Consider the following 19,932-nt stretch of genomic DNA (forward strand, 5'->3'; position numbering starts at 1 on the left):
CGGGGAATCAAGCCAGAAACATCCATACAGCATTGAGCGTGGTCAGCGATCAGGAATATAAATGTATCCCCTAACGCAAAAAGGCCCGGAAACCATGCTCCCGCATAGTTCCAGGTCTCTCCAGCCGCAGCGTTATTCCGTACGCGGCGTTAGTACATACTGCCGTTTCCGGCAGTTTACTTTTTGCTGCGCACTTCAAAGATCGCAAATTTCAAATAGTGTCCTTCATCCACGCCGAGAATTTGCGGATGATCCTTGCCGGCGGCACGCCACTCAATCAGCCGCAGCACCTTGCCTGCATCCTTGGCCGCTTCCTGGATCGTATCCAGGAACAGCTGCGGCTGCATATGGTACGAGCAGCTTGCGGTGACGAGATAGCCGCCCTCGTTGACCAGCTTCATGCCGTGCAGATTGATATCCTTGTAGCCCCGGCATGCACCGGCCACGGCGCTCTTGGTCTTGGCAAAAGCCGGAGGGTCAAGGATGACGACATCCCAGGTGCGTCCGCCGCCAGCCGTCATCGGCTTCGAGGTATCGGCTTTGGCCGCCGGTTTGCCGCCGGTCTGGGCTCCATCGCCCGTCGCCCGCTCCGTGCGCTCCTCCAGCCCCTTGACCTGGTTGCGCAGGTACGCGAAGGCGTCATCCACCACAAACTCAACGCGGTCGCTAAATCCGTTCAGCTCCACATTGGCCTTGGCACTTTCGATGGCATGCGCCGACACGTCGAGGCAGGTTACCTTCTTCGCCCCGTATTTGCAGGCATGCAGCGTAAAGCTGCCGGTATGGGCGAAGCATTCCAGCACTGTGGCTCCATCCCAGTACGGGAAGCTTACCTGCTTGCCGCTCTTGTTCACCGGAGCCTTGAGCACCGTTCCGTCTTCGGCGGTGATTTCCTGAAGGGTAATACCGCTGCGCGCCCCCCAGCCCTTGATCAGCGGTTCGATGGCGGCCCGGTTCTCACGCTGATCGAAGAAGTAGCCGGTCTTCTGCCCCTCTTCAATATCAACGATCACCTTGAGCCCGTTCTCTTCAACCGTCACATGGCGCGGAACTTCGCCGTACAGCACGCCGGTCCGCAGCTCCAGCCCTTCCAGCTCGCGTACGGCTACATCGCTGCGCTCGTAAATGCCGCGCGGCTGCAGGACAGCCGTCAGCACCTCAACGATTTCGGCGCGGCACAGGTCCATGCCCAGCGTCAGAATCTGCACGACCAGCACATCCGCAAACCGGTCAACGATCAGCCCTGGCAGAAAGTCTGCTTCCCCGTATACAAGCCGGTAAGCATCCGCCCCCGGCAGGAAGCGCTCCCGGTGCTGCAGGCAGTTAGCCAGACGTTCTGTAAAAAATGCCGTATCCATGGCTGTCAGGGGAGACGCCGATACCATTCTGACCCGGATCTGCGACGAAGGATTATAATAGCCTGTCCCCAGATAACGGCCCTGGTGGCTTCGTACCTCCACCAGCCCGCCCGGCTGCGCCTCGCCCTCAAGTGAAGCCACTTCGCTGGCGTATACCCACGGATGTCCCTGCTCCAGCCGCTTCTTGCGGCTGCGTTCCAATATTACCGATACCAATGCGTTCAACTCCCTGTTCTGATGCCGGCCTGATTCTGTTCAAGGCCGGTTCTGTGTTGCGATATTATACATGTCCTCCATCCGGGCTTCATATATTGATGTACAACCCTGTCCGGAAGGAGCTCCCTTATGATCCGAGATGTCCTGTTTCCCGTCATATATGGCCTGGTGATCTTTCTTGCCGGGATGAAGCTGATGGAGACCGCCCTGTCCAGGCTGGCCGGACCGCTGCTGGCGCACGCCATGGACAAGGCGACGTCCACCCCGCTCAAAGGCATGACCGTCAGCGCCCTGCTGTCGGCATTGCTGCAGAGCAGCACTGCCGTAACGGTGCTGACCATCGGAATGGTCAATGCCGGGCTCCTGACCTATTCCCGCACGCTCGGCATTATCCTTGGCAGCAATATCGGCACCTGCCTGACCACCGAGCTGATCGGGCTGAACATCAGCGGAATGGCCGGGCCGCTGCTGGCCGGCTCCCTTACCCTGTGGGCCGCCGGGGTCATGCTCGGCGAATTGCTGCCCGGCTTCCGTCCCGCCGGCAGAGCTTTGCGCCGCGCCGCTGAACCGCTCCAGTTCACCAGCCTGGCGCTCGCCGGCTTCGCGCTGGTCCTGTGGGGCATCGCGGTCATGCAGTCCATCGGCCCCGCGCTGGAGGCCAGCGGCCTGTTCCGCTGGTTCATGGCGCATGCCGCCACCAGCGCACTGTGGGGGCTGGCCGCCGGGGCCTGCCTGACCGCGCTCCTGCACAGCAGCGCGGCGGTGATCGGCATGGCGATGGGGCTGGCCGCCTCCGGCGTGATGCCGCCCGAGATCGGCATCGCCATCGTGCTCGGCGCCAACATCGGCACCTGCTTCACTGCCGTCATCTCCGCCGTAGGCGGATCGGCCTCCGGCATGTTCGTCGCACTCTCCCATGTGATACTCAATGTCGGCGGTGCCCTGCTGTTCCTGCCCTTCACTGCTCAGCTCGCCGATCTGGCTGCCGCCTTCGGCGGGGGCTCTGCCTCCCAGCTGGCGCATGCCCAGACCATCTTTAATGTGGTCTGCTCGCTGCTTGCCCTGCCGCTGTGCTATCTGCCGCTCTGGTCCAGGCTAGAACAGCGCTGGCAGAGCTGAATTCCGGCGGGCAGCATGCACCGGCCCCTCTAATCGCTGTCTTATTATACTTCAAACCGCACGCTAAAACTAATATTTCCCGTATTCAAAAAATCGAATAAAACCGCGATCCGTCATAAAAGGTAATAACGGCAGAAACGGCGACGATGGCACATACGGAGCCGACAGCGACCCAATCGCCGAAGGTGAACGGCTTTGACCGGAACCAGGTACGTCTGCGGCCGGTCCCAAAGCCGCGCAGCTCCATAGCGGCGCTGATCCGTTCGATCCGCTCAATGCTGCTGAGAATCAGCGGCGTCAGGATGGAGATCATGTTCTTTATCCGTTTAGGCAGCTTCTCCCTGCGGGAGATGTCAATTCCCCGCGCCTGGGCCGAGAAGGAAATCTGCTCATAGTCGCGCTGGATATCGGGGATATAGCGCAGAGCCAGCGAGACGGCATAGGCAATCTTGTAGTTAACCCCGATCCGGTTCAGCGAAGCGGCGAATTCTCCCGGGTCCGTCGTGAGCAGGAACAGGATGGCCAGCGGAATGACGACAGCATATTTCAATGCGACATTCAGCTGATAGAATAGTTGCTCCGCCGTCACCGTGTAACGTCCTGCCAAATGGACAAGCTCATGCCGTGTGCCGTATATTCGTGTTCCTTCCAGCGGTGAGAACACGAAGATAGCCATCTGGTTCAGCACCAGGAAGAGCAGGATTACATAGAGCACAACAGCATAATCGCCGAACTTCACCCTGGACATCCGGAAGGCGGCAAGCGACAGCAGCAGCATGGCCAGCAGACATCTGGTATCGTATGTAATCATCGCCGAGACTGACCAGAGGATAAAAATAATCAGCTTGGCGGCTCCGTTCAAGCGGTGGACCGGCGAATCCTGCCTGGTGAACGTCAGCATTCTTGCCCTCATGGACGCCGCCTCCTGTCATCGTCGATATACCGGCGCACAAACTCCTCCGGCTCAGTAAAGCCTGCCCGCCGCGCCAGGGAATAGAGCGAGGTTTCCCGCAGGTTGGCGCTGTCCGCAATCTGCTTGTCCGCAAGCACGTGCTCAGGTCTGCCGTCGGCCAGCTTCCTTCCCCCGGACAGCACCACCGTCCGCTGCGCATATTCCAGCATCAGATGCATGTCATGCGTGATGATGATGACCGTAATCCTGCGCTGCTGCAGCTCCAGCAGGAATTCCATCATCTCATGATAAGAGCCGTAATCCTGTCCGGCTGTCGGTTCGTCGAGAATGAGAATCTCCGGCTCAAGCACCAGAATCGAAGCGATAGTGACCCGCTTCTTCTGCCCGTAGCTGAGCGCGGACACCGGCCATTCGCGGAACGGCAGCAGACCGCAAATCTGCAGTGTCTTCCGCACCCGCTCCCGGATCTCCTCCTCCCCGAACCCCCGAAGCCGCAGCCCCAGAGCAATTTCGTCATGCAGCAGATGCTTCGAGAGCATATGGTTAGGATTCTGCATGACATAGCCGATATGCTGCGCCCGTTCCCTGATCGAATCCCTGCCGATATCCCGCCCGTTCAGAAGGATACGGCCGGAGTCCGGCTTGTACAGGCCGCAGATGAGCCGGGACAGCGTCGATTTGCCGGCCCCGTTGCGGCCGGCGATGCAGAGCATTTCTCCCCTGCCCGCAGTGAAGGACACTTGCTGCAGCACCGGTCCTTCCTTGCCGTAACCGAAAGTGATCTCCTGCAGCTCCAGCAGCGGCGGATAGGCTGGACAACTCCGGCTGCCCGCCCGGCTGGCCTGCCACTCCCGCAGCCCGGTGAGCTGCTTCTCCCCAAGTTGCAGCTTATCCGGATGCTGCGGCTGCATCTCCTCGGTAATTGTGCAGCCTGCATATTTCAGCGCCGACAGATAAAGCGGTTCACGGAGACCAGCACCTGCCAGTACTTCCGAGGCTAGCAGCTGCGCAGGAGAAAAGTCCGCCACAATTCTGCCATCCTCCATAACAATGATGCGGTCCACCGGACGGTGGAGTACCTCCTCCAGCCGGTGCTCCACGAGGATAACCGTCTTGCCGGTCTCCTGTGCGATCCGGTCTATCCATTCAATAACCTGGGCGCCGGACGCCGGATCAAGACTGGCCAGGGGCTCGTCAAACAGCAAAATATCCGTATTCAGGGCCAGCACTCCGGCCAGCATTGTCTTCTGCTTTTGTCCGCCCGAGAGCTCCTGCGGGGAAGCTCCCAGCAGCTCCTCGATGCCGACGGCCGCTGCTGCGGCGGTGACCCGCCGGTTCATTTCGGCAAGGGGCACCTCCCGGTTCTCCAGGCCGAAGGCAATGTCCTCGCCGACGGTCAGCCCGACAAACTGCCCGTCAGGGTCCTGCAGCACCGTTCCGACCATCTCGGAGACGGCGGCAATGGATAGCTCACGCGGATTCCGTCCCTTGACGGTCAAGCGCCCGTCTGACGCTCCTTCATGTACAAATGGAATCAGCCCGTTCAGACAATGGGCCAGCGTGCTTTTTCCGGAACCGGATGGACCGGCAATCAGTACCTTCTCCCCGGCGGCAATACTGAGCGTAATATCCCGGAGCGTGGGCTCCTGCTGGCTGCGGTATGTAAACGAGAAATGCTCGAACTCAATAATATTTGGGCTCATGCCTGCACATCCCCTTCCTCGATTTCCAGAACAGCTTCAATGAAAAAGACCGGTGAAATTCACCGGTCTTGCTGCTGGCTTCTACCGCTAATTCAGCTTGCGCAGGCTCCCCTGCTTTGTACGGGTCTTCGCAAAGGCCGCGGCCAGCAACGTTCCGATCACACCCACAGTCACCATATTCGCCGCTCCGGCAACGAGTCCTTGTGTAAATACTTTGTCCGCCGGCTCCGCATAGATCAGAATATCGAGCACCGGGGCCACGGCGAACCAGGCGATGGCGTTGGCGGCCACCTGGGCCACATTGAAGGTAATGATCTCTTTGCGCCCGAAGTTACCATCCGCAATGGAAATCCGCGAAGCCGCCAGACCGATGATAAGCCCGACCAGACCGGAGGAGATCACCCAACTGAACCAAGGTGAACCGTAAAAGAAAGCGTCCTTAAGCGTATGGCCGATCAGTCCGATCAAGAGCCCCGCAACCGGCCCGTACAGCAACGAGAACAAAGCGAGCAGCGCATACGTCGTTTCAATGCTGGTGTTGGGAATCCCGGAAGGAATCGAACCGAATCTTCCCAAAATCACAAACAACGCCGACCCGATACCAATCGCTACAATCGTTATGATCGACAATCCGTTCCGCCTTGCCATCAGCCTCATCTCCCTAATATGGTATGGTTTGAACCTATGTAACCACGCTCTGGATGATTGCCCGGATGTATTTTTCGGCTATTATACATCGAATTACTCGGGATTGCTACAGTTATTATTCCATATATGTAATCCCACTGCCATTCTTCTTGTTGTAACTACGTTATGCCGGGTACCGTTATACAAAAAAACCGCAAAACGCTGCTCCGTGCAGCATTTTGCGGATATTCAGATCTGCCTGCTTATTCGAATGCCTTGATTAACAGGCACCGGCAGGCGCTGATTCTATTTCACTGAAACGGATACCGTTACCGTCTTGTTGCCCAGCTTGCCCTTAATGGAGGCCGAGCCCTTGGAGACGGCGGTAATGGTGCCCGAAGCATTTACCGTGGCCACCGAAGGCTTGGAGCTGGTCCAGACGACGGCGCCGGTTACATTGGCGGTCTTGCCTGTATCGTACAGCGCAGTAACAGCCACCGTCTTGACTCCGCCAGGAGCGAGGGCCAGCTTGTTCTCGTTCACCGTCAGTTTGGTCAGCTTAGGTACAATATTGACCTTAACGGTAGCGCTGATGCCCTGATACGAGCCGGTCAGTGTAACGGAACCCTCGGCTACCGCTTTGACGGACGTACCTTTTACTGTTGCGATCTCCGGATTGGAGGACACCCAGTTCATCGAGCTGGAGAAATTCGCTGTCTTGCCGTTGGAGTAGGTTCCGGTCACTTTGATCGTTTTGGAGCCCTTGATATTCAATTCCAGCGTGGCCGGTTCAACCACCAGCTTCACAACCTTCTGCTCAACGGTCACAGGAATGCTGATCGTCTTGTTGGCATAGGTGCCCTTCAGGCTGGAGGAGCCTTTGATAAGCCCCTTGACGGTCTTGCCGCTTGCGGTTTGTTTAATTACCGCATTGCTGTTGCTGAGCTCCCAGGTGATGGTATCCGAGACATCCAGCTCATCGCCGTTCTCCAGTACAGCCGTAACCTGCGGCAGCGGTCTCTCTTCCCCGATAACAAGGCCGAAAGCGTCGTCCGGCCCGATCAGTACCAGCACTTTGTTCTGGACGGTTACTTTCACCTGCACGCTTGCCGAGCGGATGGAGGACGGCGAAGCGGAGACATTGCCTTCCTTAATCTTTCCCGTAAGCGTGACGGTTCCGGCTTCGCCGGCCACAAGCTTGTCGTCCTTAACAGTCACAATATCCTCATCCGCCGAGCTCCACTCCATCTCTGAGGATATATCCTGCTTCGAACCGTCCAGCTTCGTGCCGGTCACCTTCGGCAGGCTTGCGGAATCTGCGGTGTAAAGCTCAAGCTCGTTCTTGTCGGCTGTCAGTTCAGTCATCGTTGGATACACTGTAACTTTAAACGATTTGCTGACACCCAGATTCTCGGCTTTGATCACTGCACTGCCGACGGCCTTGGCGGCAACGGTTGCCGAAGCCTCCGCAGCGGTGCCGGAAGTATTCTTGGTTACTGTTACATTCAGCGCATTATCGGAGGTCCATACCGCACTGGCCGATTCATTAACCGTAGAGTTAACAGCGTTGCGCATCTCCGCCTTCACTTCCAGGCTCTCGCCCAGGAACAGGCTTTGATCGCCGGAAGGATCAAGCAGCAGCGCTTCATACGGGGCGCGCACATAGACATCCACTGATTTGGATACGCCGAGGTAGCTGGCGGTAACGACGGCTTTGCCTGCGGCTGATACTGTAATCTTGCCGTCTTCCACCTTGGCTACATTCTCGCTGGAGCTGGTCCACTCTGCCTTGTCAGCGATGTTCTCTTCTGTGCTGTCCGCAGTGGCCTTAGTCACTGCCGTCAGCTGCACAGGGTCATCGCCGACCAGCATTTCCAGCTCCTTGACTTCTTTGCCGGACTGCTTCAGCACCAGTGCCGAATACGGGAGCTGCACCACGGCCTTGAAAGTAGCCGTCAATCCCTTGTACTTGGCCGTAATGGTTGCCGTGCCTTCGCCGACCAGCGTAATCTGGCCTTTGGAGATCGTCAGCACGCCGGTGCTGGAGCTGCTCCATTCGGCATCTTCCGTTACGTCCTTCTTGGCTGTGGCGGATTCTCCGCCCACCGCCGTGGCTTTGACGAGCAGCGTCTCCTCGTCGTCGCCCAGCTTATAATTCCCTTCGGAGCTGCGCTCCAGGGTCAATTCCTTGAACGGGTGGGTGACAGACACTTCCAGTGTAGCCACCGCATCTTTGTAGGTAGCGGTAATTAAGGCTGTCCCGGTATCAATCGGCGTAATCAGGCCGTTGATTACCTTGACGACATCGGTTTTGGAGGAGGTCCATACGGCTGCTGCCGTGACATCCTTTTTGGAGGACGAGCCTTCCAGGTTCGCATATACCTTAAGCTGCTTCGGTGTCTGGCCGACGGTCATCTCCACTTTGGCCGAGCTTTCGAACTCAATGGAGTTGATGTCGCCAGTAGCGGCAAAGACGTTTACCGGAAATGCTGCGGCGATGAGCAATATCATGATGAGGAGCATTTTCGTCGTTTTCCTGTACACAGTCATCTGTTCTCTCCTTAGGCAGTAAGAATAATATTTGTGGCCGACATTGCCACACTCTTCCACTATATCGACAATCGGGCCCGTTTTTTTTACCTTTTATCAGCAGATTGTCAGCGGACAGACGAATTCAGGACTTTATAACTATACACTCGTCTATAAAAAAACGGCAGGCACCTTGCAAACAAGTGCCAGCCGTTTCTTATAGGTTAATAGAAGGAGGCAAAGTCGCCCCTTCGAAGAATCCTGTCTTTCGTTATCTGCTGCTGGCGATGCTTCCGCCAACAGTTAACGCACTGCAGAGTGCAGGGTGCCACCGCCGACGCGGATCAGCTCACCCTTGCATTCATTGATGCCCGCCTCCGTAATCTTGACCTGGCAGAGCTCTCCCTGCAGCGAATCATCGCCGTCAAAGAAGACCTGCAGGTAGTTGTCAGAAAAGCCATGCTGCACCTCGCGTCCGGGTGCATCCTTCGCCGAACGTTCAGCGATAACGGACAGCGTCTGGCCGACGAACCGCTGTGCATACGCCAGCTGCATCTCCTCGGAGAGATCGATCAGCTCCTGCACGCGGGCATTTTTAATCTCCTCATCGACCTGATTCGTCATCCGCGCCGCCGGTGTGCCCGTCCGTTTGGAATACGGGAACACATGCATCTCGGAGTAGTTGACCGCCTTCATGAAGTCATAGCCAGCCCGGAACATTTCGTCGGTCTCGCCCGGGAAGCCGACGATGACGTCGGTTGTAATTCCCACATCCGGCATGGCCTGGCGGATCATTTGCATCTTGGTGAAGTACTCTTCCGTCGTGTATTTCCGGCGCATCGCTTTCAGCACATCATTATGTCCGGCCTGCAGCGGAATGTGCAGATGGCGGCACATCTTGGAGCTGCTGCCCAGCACCTCCAGCAGCCTCCCGTCAATCTGACTGGCTTCAATCGAGCTGATGCGCACGCGTTCCAGCCCGTCGACCTTATCCAGCTCCCACAGCAGGTCGGACAACCGGTAGTTGTCCAGATCATCGCCATAGCCGCCGGTGTGGATACCGGTAAGCACAAACTCCTTATAACCGGCTTCCACCATTTGGTGCGCCTGCTTGACAATCGACTGCGGATCACGGCTGCGCGACAGCCCACGCGACCATGGAATAATGCAGAACGTGCAGAAGTTGTTGCAGCCGTCCTGAATCTTCAGGAACGCCCGCGTCCGGTCCGCAAATCCCGGTACGTCCAGCTCCTCGAACTCGCGCGTCTTCATGATATTACGCACGGCATTGACCGGCTGGCGCGACTGCTGAATCTGGTTCACATGAGTCATAATCTGGTCGCGGTCCTGGTTGCCGATAACCAGGTCAACGCCGGGAATGTCCAGAATTTCACCCGGCGAGGTTTGGGCGTAGCAGCCCGTCACGGCGACAATCGCCTCCGGATTGCGGCGCACGGCACGGCGGATCATCTGCCGGCTCTTCTTGTCGCCGGTGTTGGTGACCGTGCAGGTGTTGATCAGATACACATCGGCAGGCCCTTCGAAGTCAACCTGCTCGTAACCTTCATTTTTGAAAAGCTGCCAGATGGCTTCAGTGTCGTAGAAATTGACCTTACAACCTAAAGTATAAAATGCTACGGATGGCATTGTTCAAGCTTCCCCCATTTCTCCGGATTCATAAAGGATACAGGCTGCGGCCACCATGCCCGCCGTCTCGCAGCGCAGGATACGCTTGCCCAGCCCTACGGATACCGCACCGGCGGCTTCAGCCGCTGCGCACTCGGCCTCGCTGAAGCCGCCTTCAGGACCGACGACTACCAGCACCTTCCCTGGTGCTTCAGACTTAAGCCCAGCCAGCCACGGGGCAACCGCCGAGCGCAGCTGCAGCCCTTCCTCTTTCTCATAGCAGAAATATACAGCATCATATTCGCCGAAGCCCGCCAGCAGCTGCTTCCAGCTGACCGGAGCATGAACCTCGGGAACAATGTTGCGGTGAGCCTGCTCCGCCGCCTCCTTGCATATTTTGCGCCAGCGCTCCAGCCGTTTGCCCTCCTTGCGCTCGTCGTATTGCACGATGGTACGCTCCGAGAGGAACGGGGCAAAGGCTACGGCGCCGATCTCGGTGCATTTCTGAATCACCGTTTCCAGCTTGTCCCCTTTGGGCAGACTCTGGGCCACGGTTATCTTCAGCCGCGGTTCACGGCTCATGGCCAGCGGCTCCAGTATATGAACGGTAACCTCGCCGATTTCAATGGCGGATATTTCCGCCAGGGCTTCGCGCTGCACGCCGTCGCTGACAATCAGCTTGTCGCCGGCCTTGCCGCGCATGACTTTGGCAATATGGCGGGCATCCTCGCCGCAAATCACTGCAGTATCTGCGCCGAACTGCTCCGGGTTTACGAAATAACGCTGCATAGTCATCCTCATCCTGTTCATTATTCAGCATAAAAGCGGCGGCATTCCTGCATTCTCCAGGACGACGGCCGCCGCTTCTGACACATAAATCACCCTAAAAAACAACACAGTCCATCATACAATGTTTACAGCGGGCTGACCACCCCAAAGGAAGCTTTAAACCCCGCCGAACAATTTAAAGAACAATTGCAGGAAATCCAGTGACATGCTGCTGGCAAAGGCACTCAGCGGAGTAATGGTGTATGCCCGCAGGCCCGGGATAAATATAATCAGCAGGAACAGCAGGGAAAGCCAGGTTTCGTACTGCTGCAATCTTCCGCGCAGCGGGCGCGGAGCCAGGTCTTCGATAATCCGGTAGCCGTCGAGCGGCGGAAGCGGGATCAGGTTGAAGACAAACAGGAAGAAGTTCAGTTGAATAAAATGTCCAAAGAACCAATACAGCGCCTGCAGCAGCTTGTCGTTAGATACGGCATCGAATACGCCTGTCGCCGCAAACGCAGCATAGACCAGCGTTCCGAGGATACCCAGGAGCAAATTGCTGAGCGGTCCCGCAGCAGAGACAATAACGCCCATCAGACGCGGACGGCTGAAGTTCTCGCGGTTCACGGGAACCGGCCGGGCCCAGCCGAAGCCGGCAATCAGGAGCAGAATAATGCCGAAGAAATCGAAATGCACCGTAGGATTCAGTGTCATCCGTCCCAGCAGCCGTGCCGTTGGATCACCGAATTTGTTGGCGAAATAGGCATGGCTGAACTCATGCACGGTAAAAGCAATCACCAGTGTAATGAGCAGGAACGGCAGCTGCTCCAGCGGAACGATTAAAATACTTTCCAGAAAATCCATGTCTACCTCTTTCCGGCCGTAAACGCCACCCAATCTTCTTCGCGGGACACTTCCATAATCTCAAAGCCCGAGGCAATCAATGCATCGCCCACCAGCTTCTCCTTATCTTTATAGATGCCGGAGCTGATATATACGCCTCCGGGCTGCAGCGCCCGGTATACATCCTCTGTAAACAGCACCAGAATCTCCGCCAGAATATTGGCCACCACGATTTGCACCGGCAGCTTGACCCCCAGCGTTTCCGGTGCATCCGCAGCCTGCGCCGCTTCGCCTGCATCCGTGCGGTGCTCACCTCTGGCCGCGGGCCACAGGTTGGCCGCATCCGTATCCGTGGCTCCGCTGCCTCCGAGCAAGGACAGCAGGTCGCTTTCCTTGACGGTAATCGCCCGGGACAGCCCATTCAGCTCTACATTCTGGCGGGCACTCTCCACAGCGACCGGATCGAGGTCAAGCGCCAGGACAGAGCCTGCTCCCAGCAGCACCGCGCCTACCGCCAGAATGCCGGAGCCGGTGCCGACGTCGATGACTTCTTCGCCGCCCACGATATGCTTCTCTAATGCGCGCAGACACAATGCCGTCGTAGGATGGGTTCCCGTTCCGAACGCCATTCCGGGGTCCAGCTCAATGATGCGTTCCTGTGGTGACGAAGGGGTATACTCCTCCCAGGTCGGCTTGATCGTCAGCCGCTCCGAGACGCGCAGCGGCTTGAAATACTGCTTCCAGGCATGGGCCCAGTCATCCTCGTCGACCGTTCTCCAGGAGATCAGCGCTTTGCCGGGGTCGATGCCGAAGGAGCGCAGCTCCTCTACACGCGGCGCGACCTCGCTGACCACTTCATCCATGGATACCGACTCAGAGTAATAGCCTTTAATTACCGCTTCGCCGAGCGGAATATCATTCAGCGGCTCATCATACAGCTCGCCGTAGCGCGTTTCCCGTGTCTTGCTGAGCGAGCCGGACTCCTCAATGGACACGCCGCCCGCCCCGGCTTCATACAGCAGATTGGATACCATCTCCTGCGCCTCTTCCGTTGTATGTACCGTTAATTCATGCCATAACATTATGGGTCCTCCTAAAAGTTTTGTTGCCTGATCCTTCAGCACAGCTTCTTACAAAACTTGCTTCGTAAGCATATGCTTAGTTTTGTTGCCTAATCCTTCAGTGCAGCTTCTCACAAAACTTGCATCGGAAGCATACGCTTAGTTTTGTTGCCCATATAGTATACCATTATATAGGATGGGAGCGCCAAAAGCAGCGTCATCCCCGGAGTGCAGCGCCTTTACCGTGGCAGAAGCAGTCCAGCGTGTGATCGTCCACCATGCCGGAAGCCTGCATGAAGGCATAGCAGATGGTCGAACCGACAAATTTCATCCCTTTGCGGGCCAGCGCTTTGCTCATGGCATCCGAGGCCGGGGTCGTTGCCGGCACCTCGCTCCGGTTCCCCCAGGCATTGACCAGCGGCTTGCCGCCGGCAAAGCTCCACACATAACGGGCAAAGCTGCCCTCTTCGCGGCAAATCTGCAAATACACGCCCGCATTGCGGACGATGGCATTGATCTTCAGCTTATTGCGGATAATGCCGGGATCCTGCATCAACTGTTCCAGCTTGGCTTCATCGTACTGTACAATTAATAACGGATCAAAGCCGTCGAATACCTCCCGGAAATGCTCGCGCTTCTTCAGGACGGTGTACCAGCTCAGCCCTGCCTGCATCCCTTCCAGCATCAGCAGCTCAAACAGCTTGCGGTCCTCGTAAAGCGGCTTGCCCCATTCCTCATCATGATAGGCGATATACAGCGGGTCCTCGTTAACCCAGCCGCAGCGGGTACGGTTCATCGGCTTGTCCTCCTTGGCTGCAGAAATATAGAATGAATCGGGGCATTTCCGCCCGCGATCCGGCTCTTCTTAAGATAAAGGAACACCAGGCAAAATACCAGCCCGTTTCCGAATAACCCGAAGTTTAAGTAAAGCAAAATAACCCCACAAAGTGGGGCTATGGCATGATATACAAAAGAAAAAAACGCCCGCGCTCCCATGGAACCCGAACGTTCTTTGACTTATCGCAACATTCTCACGGCCGAAGCTGCACGCGTGTCTCTTTTTCCGGATCATCGGTGGTGTAGGAGAACATGTAAATAGATGCTTCCGTACCCTTGAAATCCTTATACACATCCACAGCCTTATTATCTCCGTCTCCAGAAAAATTCATCGTAACCGGCATTCCGAGAAGTTTATTCTTGCCCAGACCAATATGCGTCTGATTGACGCCGCCGAAACGGCTGTCGTCGCTGTACGTTTCCACAAACAAATCATTGCCCTTCATATAGTAGGTCCAAGTAACGGGATAGCCGCCTGTCTGATGAATGAGCGTTTGCCTCGTTTCTGATATATCCGTAAGCAGCAGCGGTTCCTTCTCACCCTTATGTTCAGTCACCTTATAGCGGCCAACGAAGGTAATCGGAGTATCAGCGTGGACGGTCAGATCCCTCGGACGCTCAAAGGTAAGTCCATATAGGTCTGGATCGTTCCTGTTATATGCCGAATATCCGGTTCCCTCCAGCGTCCGTCCGCCGACCTCCAGCAAGCCTTGGCGGTATGCAGGCTGATTACTATCCTTAGTCCGCACATATACGCGGATTTGCGTCGGCGTAATCACCATATTCTTGATGACCGCTACATTGCTTCCGGCCTCCAGCGGCTTGTTCACCGCCGTTTTAATCGTACCGCTCTCCATCTGCTTCTTGCTCAGCATTAAATCAAAGGTAAACGGGGTCTCGATCCGTTCTTCCATTCTGCTGTATTGCAGCTTAAAGACCGGCTCTCCCTTCGCCAAATCCTCCGTTTTGTAATACTGCAGCATCGTATATTCGCCGTTGTCCCCCGGTGCGCCAACCTTTCCTTTTGGCAGCTGCTGCACAGGTTCTCCGCCGAGGGTTACTGTAATTTCCGGAGCAGCCGTTTCTCTGGCATCCGGTTCTGTTAAGGTAACCGCCGAGGAGAGCATCACTTCTTTGCTGGAGACAAAAGGCTGGACCGTAAGGGTTCCAATGCCCCCCTGAGCGATATCAAAGCTCTGCTTGGCTGGGTTGCTGATATTGAGCGGCAAGTCTACTTCCTGGATACTGGTTGCCGCCAGGACGGGAAATGTCAAACTAACGGACTCCGTCTTTTGCTTAGGCGCCCAGTCGCTTTCAACAAAACCGCTATACCGCTGCGCTTCTTCATCCCAGAAAACGTAGTTCATACTGTCTTCAGCTGTCTTACCGTTTGCGCTCATCAGTAAGGCATCAGGAAACCGCCAGTCATAATCCGGATTCCGCTCGCCCACATCCAGTGTATACAGGATGACGGTCCGGTTCTCATCCACTACTGCCGTATGCAGCGTAAGTGTGTTTCCCGCATGGGTGACGGACTGCTCCAGCTGCTGACCCAGCTGGCTGTCCAGTGCCGTCTGAACGCCTTCTCTTAAGCGCAGCAGCGGAGACCAGTCATCATAGTTTTGAATGGCTGCATATACCGGTGCAGCAGCCAGCAGCGCGCAGAGCGAAGCTGCAACGGCCATCCTCCGCCAATGATGCATGGAGCCGGAGCCCGGAGTTCTCCTCCCCCGCATATTCCAAGGCCGTACCGGATTGGAACCGGCTGCCATCGCCTCTGCCGAAGCACGCTCCTCCTGCTCGAGCCGTTCCCACATTGCGCCGAAATCGGGATACGGAACATCCTTCTTACTATTTAAGTGCCGCTTCAGTATATGTTCCAGCTTGTTCATATACACCGTTTCCCCCTTCACTCTCAAGCATCCCGCTATTCTTCAGCAGTTCTTTCATCAGCTTCAGTCCCTTATGCTGCCTGGATTTGGCTGTTCCCAGCGGGATGGACAGGGCTTCCGCAATTTCAGCCAGACTAAGGTCATGCATGTACCGCAGAGTAAGCACGGCACGGATTTTATCCGGCAGCCTCTCCATGGCCTCTGCAAGCCGCTCCGCCTGTTCACGTTCCTCCGCCACCTCTTCCGGCGCCTCCGCTTCCCTTCCGGCAAGCATAAACGCATGATCCGACACCTTGCGCGATAAGCTGCGGCTGCGTTTCAGATGGTTCAGGCAGGCATTGACGGCAATTTTCAGGATCCAGGCCCGCAGATACTTCACGTCCCGCCAAGGGCTGCGAAGCACGGTGATGAATACTTCCTGGCAGAGATCCTCGGCATCACCGGCGTCATGTACCATAAAGTAACAAGTCCGGTAGACTTCCTTGCTGTAGGTCTCAAATAACTCCCGGCTGCTCTTCAAACGTTAGCTCCTCCTTTCCGGTCAAACTGTCTATTAAACAATCGCCGGCGGCAAAAGGTTCATTTTACCCAGTATAATTGTTTTCCTTATTTTGCAAATCACAAAAAACACGGACCTATGAGGTCCGTGCAGCAAGCAAAAAGGTTTCGGCAATCTCATGAGCCGGCAGCGGCCGGCTGTAATAGTAGCCCTGAAACTCCCGGCAGCCCTTGTCCAGCAGAATGCCCAGCTGCTCGCGGGTCTCGATGCCTTCGGCGATCACTTCCATCTTCAAATGGCGCGCCAGCGTGATGATCGCAGCTACGATCGCCCGGTCATCCTTGTTAGACACAATATCCCGGATAAAGGATCTGTCGATCTTCACCTTATGGATGGGATACAGTCTCAGATAGCTGAGCGAGCTGTAGCCGGTGCCGAAGTCATCCAGACTGATGCGGATTCCGGTTTTGGCCAGTCCGCTAAGCACCTCGGAGGAAATCGCCGCGTTCATCATCATGCTCTCCGTAATTTCCAGCTCCAGATACTCCGGGGCGAGCCCGCTCTCCTCCAGAATGCCCATAATTTCCTCCAGCAAGTTGTACTGATGAAACTGCTGGGAGGACAGATTAACCGCCACCGGAACCAGCGGCCCGCCTGCCTCATGCCACCGGCGCATCTGCCGGCAGGCTTCGCGCAGCACCCATTGCCCCAGCTCCACAATCAGGCCCATTTCTTCGGCCAGCGGGATAAAGACACCCGGCGAGAGCAGCCCCCGCCGGGGATGCTGCCAACGGACCAGCGCTTCCACCCCGACGACCGCTTTGCGGTCCTCTCGCACCTGCGGCTGATAATGGAGCACAAATTCATCCCGCTCCAGAGCCCTGCGCAAATCCCCTTCGAGCTCAAGGCGTTCCAGCAGCTCGCCGTTTAACTCCTCGGAGAAGAAATGATAGTCGTTTTTGCCGTTCTTTTTCACCTCGTACATGGCGGTGTCGGCATTCTTCAGCAGTTGAACAGGATCTTCTCCGTGATATGGAAAAAAGGCGATCCCGATACTCATCGTGGCGTAGAACTCGCGTTCCTTCAGATGATACGGCTGTGTTACCGCAGCAATCATGGACTCGGCGATGTCCGTGGCATTCATCTGCTTGCGGGTGAAGCGGCACAGCAGGGCGAATTCATCCCCGCCGAGACGGGCCAGAACCACATTCTCATTCACCACGCTGTTCCTGATGCGGCTGCTCATCTCTTTCAGGAACATGTCGCCATACAGATGGCCCAGCGAATCGTTGATCATTTTGAACCGGTCGAGATCCAGCACCATAACGCCGAACGGCTCCCGCTTTCCGCTGTGCGTCTCGATGGCCTGCTCCAGCAGCTGATTGAACATCCGGCGGTTGGGCAGTCCGGTCAATTCATCGTGAAAGGCCAGATAATGATTCCGCTCCTTGGCCCGCTTGTCCTCTGTCACATCTCTGGCAATCACATAGGTGCCGACCACCTGTCCGTCTACCGTAACCGGAGCATTAATGACGCTGATATCCACATGGTGTCCCTCTTGATGAATAATCGTCGTTTCATAGCTGACATGCTCTCCGCCAAAAGATCGGCTGAACAGCTCATGCATCCGCCCGCGGTCTTCCTCCAGCACAATGTTGAGAAAGAAATCAAGGCTCCGCTCCTGCAAAATCCCTTGGCTGATCCCGGTAATCCGGGAAGCCGCAGGGTTAACGCCGATAATCCGCAAATCGAGATCCACGGACAGAATGCCGTCCTGATTGTGCTCATAGAGAGAGCGGTACCATTTTTCGTTCACCAGAATCTCCGTGTCCTTGTGGGAGAACCGCCGTGAAATACTGAGGCCAATCAGGGACAGCCAGAGGGTAAGCAGCATCCCGCCGGCAATGAGATAAGCCAGCCATTTCTGTTCCAGGACCACTCCGGACATATCCTCGTACAGATGCTCCGGCACAAACTGCGCCGCAAGCATCCCGGTATAATGCATGCCGGCAATCGCCGCGCCCAGCACGAGGCCGCCGCACAGCTTTCTCCAGCCGCCTTGCTTATCGCTTCCGGCCATGGCCGACAATGACAGCCTCAGCGCTGCGACAGCGGCTGCATAGGCAACGGCAACCGACAATACCACATAGCCGGGGCGGTACATAATGCCGATCTGCATCGCTGACATTCCTATGTAATGCATACCCGCAATTCCGGCGGCCAGCAGAATGCCTCCGCCGAGCATTTGCCGGATTCCGGCCCGGCAACGGTCAATCGTCGCCAGCGCAATAAATGAAGCAAGGACTGCGACCACTATGGACAGCAGCACTTTCAGCAAATTGTATTTAACGGGCACGGACAAATTTAAAGCCAGCATCCCGATGAAGTGGGCTGACCAGATGCCCATCCCCATCAGAACGGAGCCGAAGACAAGCCATTTCCACCGTCTGCTAGCCTTGGCTTCTCCAACGCGCGCCGCCAAATCAAGCACTGTATATGAGGAAGCCGCTGCAATTACATACGAGAACAGGACAAGTATCAAGTCATGGGAAGCATGCATATGCTCCATTTCCAGCCCCCCTTTCTCTTCTTTGGTCAATTCGGAAGGACATTAGTATATATATCGACACAATTCCAACTTAATCGACACTTTTGTCAAAACTTTTTATGACCGGATTTATTCGCCGCCATTTTTCAGCGGGAGAAAAAAAGGACCCCGCCGGATTACCGGCGGGGCCAAGGTCTATTGTAAGGGGGTCATGGGATTACTATACCGCCCCAAGCTTAAACCAGAATGAAAATTATATAAGAATTTAATTAATAACGTAAATGTTCCTTACTGATTTGGTAGAGCGTTGTCTCCAGCCTCTGTAACCAGCTCACTTACCGCCGTATCCGGATCGAGCCACAACTCTATCAGTTCATGGGTATTCTGCACATCCTCATCATCCAGAATGTAGTACCACTGATCCGTCCGTTTATCGGAACCTTGCAGCATATGGCTTGTGATCTCCGGCGTGCCGCCTTCAAAGATCACCTGCTTCGCCAGGTCGAGCATGAAATCGGCCTTCATGTTGGTTTTGAAATTCTCGCCCGCGATGCCCATAATGTCCTTGATATTGGCGATATTCTTAATATTCTTCATCCGGTCCATTACCGCCTTCAGAAATATCCGCTGCCGCTCCGTCCGCTTGAAATCGGAATCCTCACGGTATCTCACATACATCAGCGCTTCTTTTCCCGAGTAAATCGGTTTATTCGGCTCGATCCGCAGCTTCTCATGCGCCGGGTTCTTGTTCTCGATCAGCTTGGTAATAGGGAGCTCCACTCCGTCCAGCGCATCTACAACATCCACAAGTCCATGAAAATTGATCGTGGCATAATACTGGATAGGTGCATCCAGCAGGTTCTCTACGGTATCCACACTCATTTGCGCACCTCCGTAAGAATGCGCTGCGTTAATCTTCGTCTCTCTTCTTGCTCCCTTGACGTCCTCTGCTCCGATAATCTTCGTATAGGAATCCCGGGGAATGGAAACGAACAGGACCTTATTGTCTTCGGGCCGTACAACCGTATATATAATGGAGTCGGACAGTCCGTTCTCATTCTTCCGCTGGTCCGTACCAAGCAACAATAATGAGAACGGCGAATCGCCTTTGAGCGAAGCCGGAGTCTCCGTGTTTTCCTTCCCGTCATCGCTCAACGGTTCATATGAATTCTTCAGCGTACCTTCCACCGTAGGCGCCACAACATGGTCAAATCCGAACATCATTAATTCTTTACGGAAAATAAAAGATAAGATACCCGCCGCAGCAACAACGCCCAGAATGATCAGACCTAACTTCTTTCTTTTTTGCTTCCGTCTTTTGGCTTTTTGCTTGACCGTACGGTTTAATTCCGGTGCCGGCTTTTTCTTATCGTTATTTTTCATAATTCCTCCG

Annotated in this window: 15 protein-coding genes; 1 reads left to right on the forward strand and 14 read right to left on the reverse strand. The window is 55.8% G+C overall.

The window, feature by feature from the left end:
- Window positions 1-176: 176 nt before the first annotated feature.
- Window positions 177-1,574 (reverse strand): class I SAM-dependent rRNA methyltransferase, encoded by a 1,398-nt coding sequence (locus tag F1379_RS03590; RefSeq protein WP_150266399.1) that lies wholly within the window; start codon window positions 1,572-1,574, stop codon window positions 177-179.
- 129 nt (window positions 1,575-1,703) lie between these two features.
- On the opposite strand from F1379_RS03590, the gene F1379_RS03595 reads away from it, so the two are divergent.
- A complete protein-coding gene (locus F1379_RS03595) occupies window positions 1,704-2,693 on the forward strand; it encodes a Na/Pi cotransporter family protein (protein ID WP_150266401.1) in 990 nt (329 codons plus the stop codon).
- A gap of 85 nt (window positions 2,694-2,778) precedes the next feature.
- Here F1379_RS03595 and F1379_RS03600 read toward each other — a convergent pair whose 3' ends face one another.
- From F1379_RS03600 to F1379_RS03660, 13 genes are all read right to left on the reverse strand, one after another.
- A complete protein-coding gene (locus F1379_RS03600) occupies window positions 2,779-3,606 on the reverse strand; it encodes an energy-coupling factor transporter transmembrane component T family protein (protein ID WP_150266403.1) in 828 nt (275 codons plus the stop codon).
- Window positions 3,603-5,309 carry an ABC transporter ATP-binding protein gene (locus F1379_RS03605; protein WP_150266405.1) on the reverse strand — a complete coding sequence of 569 codons (1,707 nt, stop codon included), beginning with the start codon at window positions 5,307-5,309 and terminating at the stop codon, window positions 3,603-3,605. Before F1379_RS03605 ends, F1379_RS03600 begins: the two co-directional genes overlap by 4 nt.
- 87 nt (window positions 5,310-5,396) lie before the next feature.
- Window positions 5,397-5,957, reverse strand: a complete 561-nt coding sequence (locus F1379_RS03610; protein WP_203457024.1) for an ECF-type riboflavin transporter substrate-binding protein — start codon at window positions 5,955-5,957, stop codon at window positions 5,397-5,399.
- A 285-nt stretch (window positions 5,958-6,242) separates the two neighbouring features.
- A complete protein-coding gene (locus tag F1379_RS03615; RefSeq protein ID WP_150266409.1) occupies window positions 6,243-8,486 on the reverse strand; it encodes an Ig-like domain-containing protein in 2,244 nt (747 codons plus the stop codon).
- Between the two features lie 282 nt (window positions 8,487-8,768).
- Window positions 8,769-10,112, reverse strand: a complete 1,344-nt coding sequence (gene mtaB / locus F1379_RS03620; RefSeq protein WP_150266411.1) for a tRNA (N(6)-L-threonylcarbamoyladenosine(37)-C(2))-methylthiotransferase MtaB — start codon at window positions 10,110-10,112, stop codon at window positions 8,769-8,771.
- 3 nt (window positions 10,113-10,115) lie between these two features.
- The gene (locus tag F1379_RS03625; RefSeq protein WP_150266414.1) at window positions 10,116-10,880 is read right to left on the reverse strand and encodes an RsmE family RNA methyltransferase; all 765 of its coding nucleotides are present in this window, start codon (window positions 10,878-10,880) and stop codon (window positions 10,116-10,118) included.
- Window positions 10,881-11,036: 156 nt separating this feature from the next.
- Entirely contained in the window at window positions 11,037-11,723 is a 687-nt protein-coding gene (locus F1379_RS03630; RefSeq protein WP_150266416.1) for a site-2 protease family protein, read from the reverse strand.
- A 2-nt stretch (window positions 11,724-11,725) separates the two neighbouring features.
- Complete coding sequence (gene prmA / locus F1379_RS03635; protein ID WP_150266419.1) at window positions 11,726-12,784, reverse strand: 50S ribosomal protein L11 methyltransferase; 1,059 nt, start codon at window positions 12,782-12,784, stop codon at window positions 11,726-11,728.
- A gap of 196 nt (window positions 12,785-12,980) precedes the next feature.
- Window positions 12,981-13,559, reverse strand: a complete 579-nt coding sequence (locus F1379_RS03640; RefSeq protein WP_150266421.1) for a DNA-3-methyladenine glycosylase I — start codon at window positions 13,557-13,559, stop codon at window positions 12,981-12,983.
- Window positions 13,560-13,794: 235 nt separating this feature from the next.
- The gene (locus F1379_RS03645) at window positions 13,795-15,492 is read right to left on the reverse strand and encodes a DUF4179 domain-containing protein (protein ID WP_150266423.1); all 1,698 of its coding nucleotides are present in this window, start codon (window positions 15,490-15,492) and stop codon (window positions 13,795-13,797) included.
- Window positions 15,452-16,012, reverse strand: coding sequence for an RNA polymerase sigma factor (locus F1379_RS03650; RefSeq protein WP_150266425.1), 561 nt, complete (start codon window positions 16,010-16,012; stop codon window positions 15,452-15,454). Before F1379_RS03650 ends, F1379_RS03645 begins: the two co-directional genes overlap by 41 nt.
- A 115-nt stretch (window positions 16,013-16,127) precedes the next feature.
- Window positions 16,128-18,560 (reverse strand): bifunctional diguanylate cyclase/phosphodiesterase, encoded by a 2,433-nt coding sequence (locus F1379_RS03655; protein WP_150266427.1) that lies wholly within the window; start codon window positions 18,558-18,560, stop codon window positions 16,128-16,130.
- A 267-nt stretch (window positions 18,561-18,827) separates the two neighbouring features.
- Window positions 18,828-19,922, reverse strand: coding sequence for an LCP family protein (locus tag F1379_RS03660; protein WP_150266429.1), 1,095 nt, complete (start codon window positions 19,920-19,922; stop codon window positions 18,828-18,830).
- Window positions 19,923-19,932: the final 10 nt, after the last annotated feature.

This window comes from Paenibacillus tepidiphilus (assembly GCF_008635795.1).
Taxonomy (GTDB): Bacteria; Bacillota; Bacilli; order Paenibacillales; family Paenibacillaceae; genus Paenibacillus_AQ; species Paenibacillus_AQ tepidiphilus.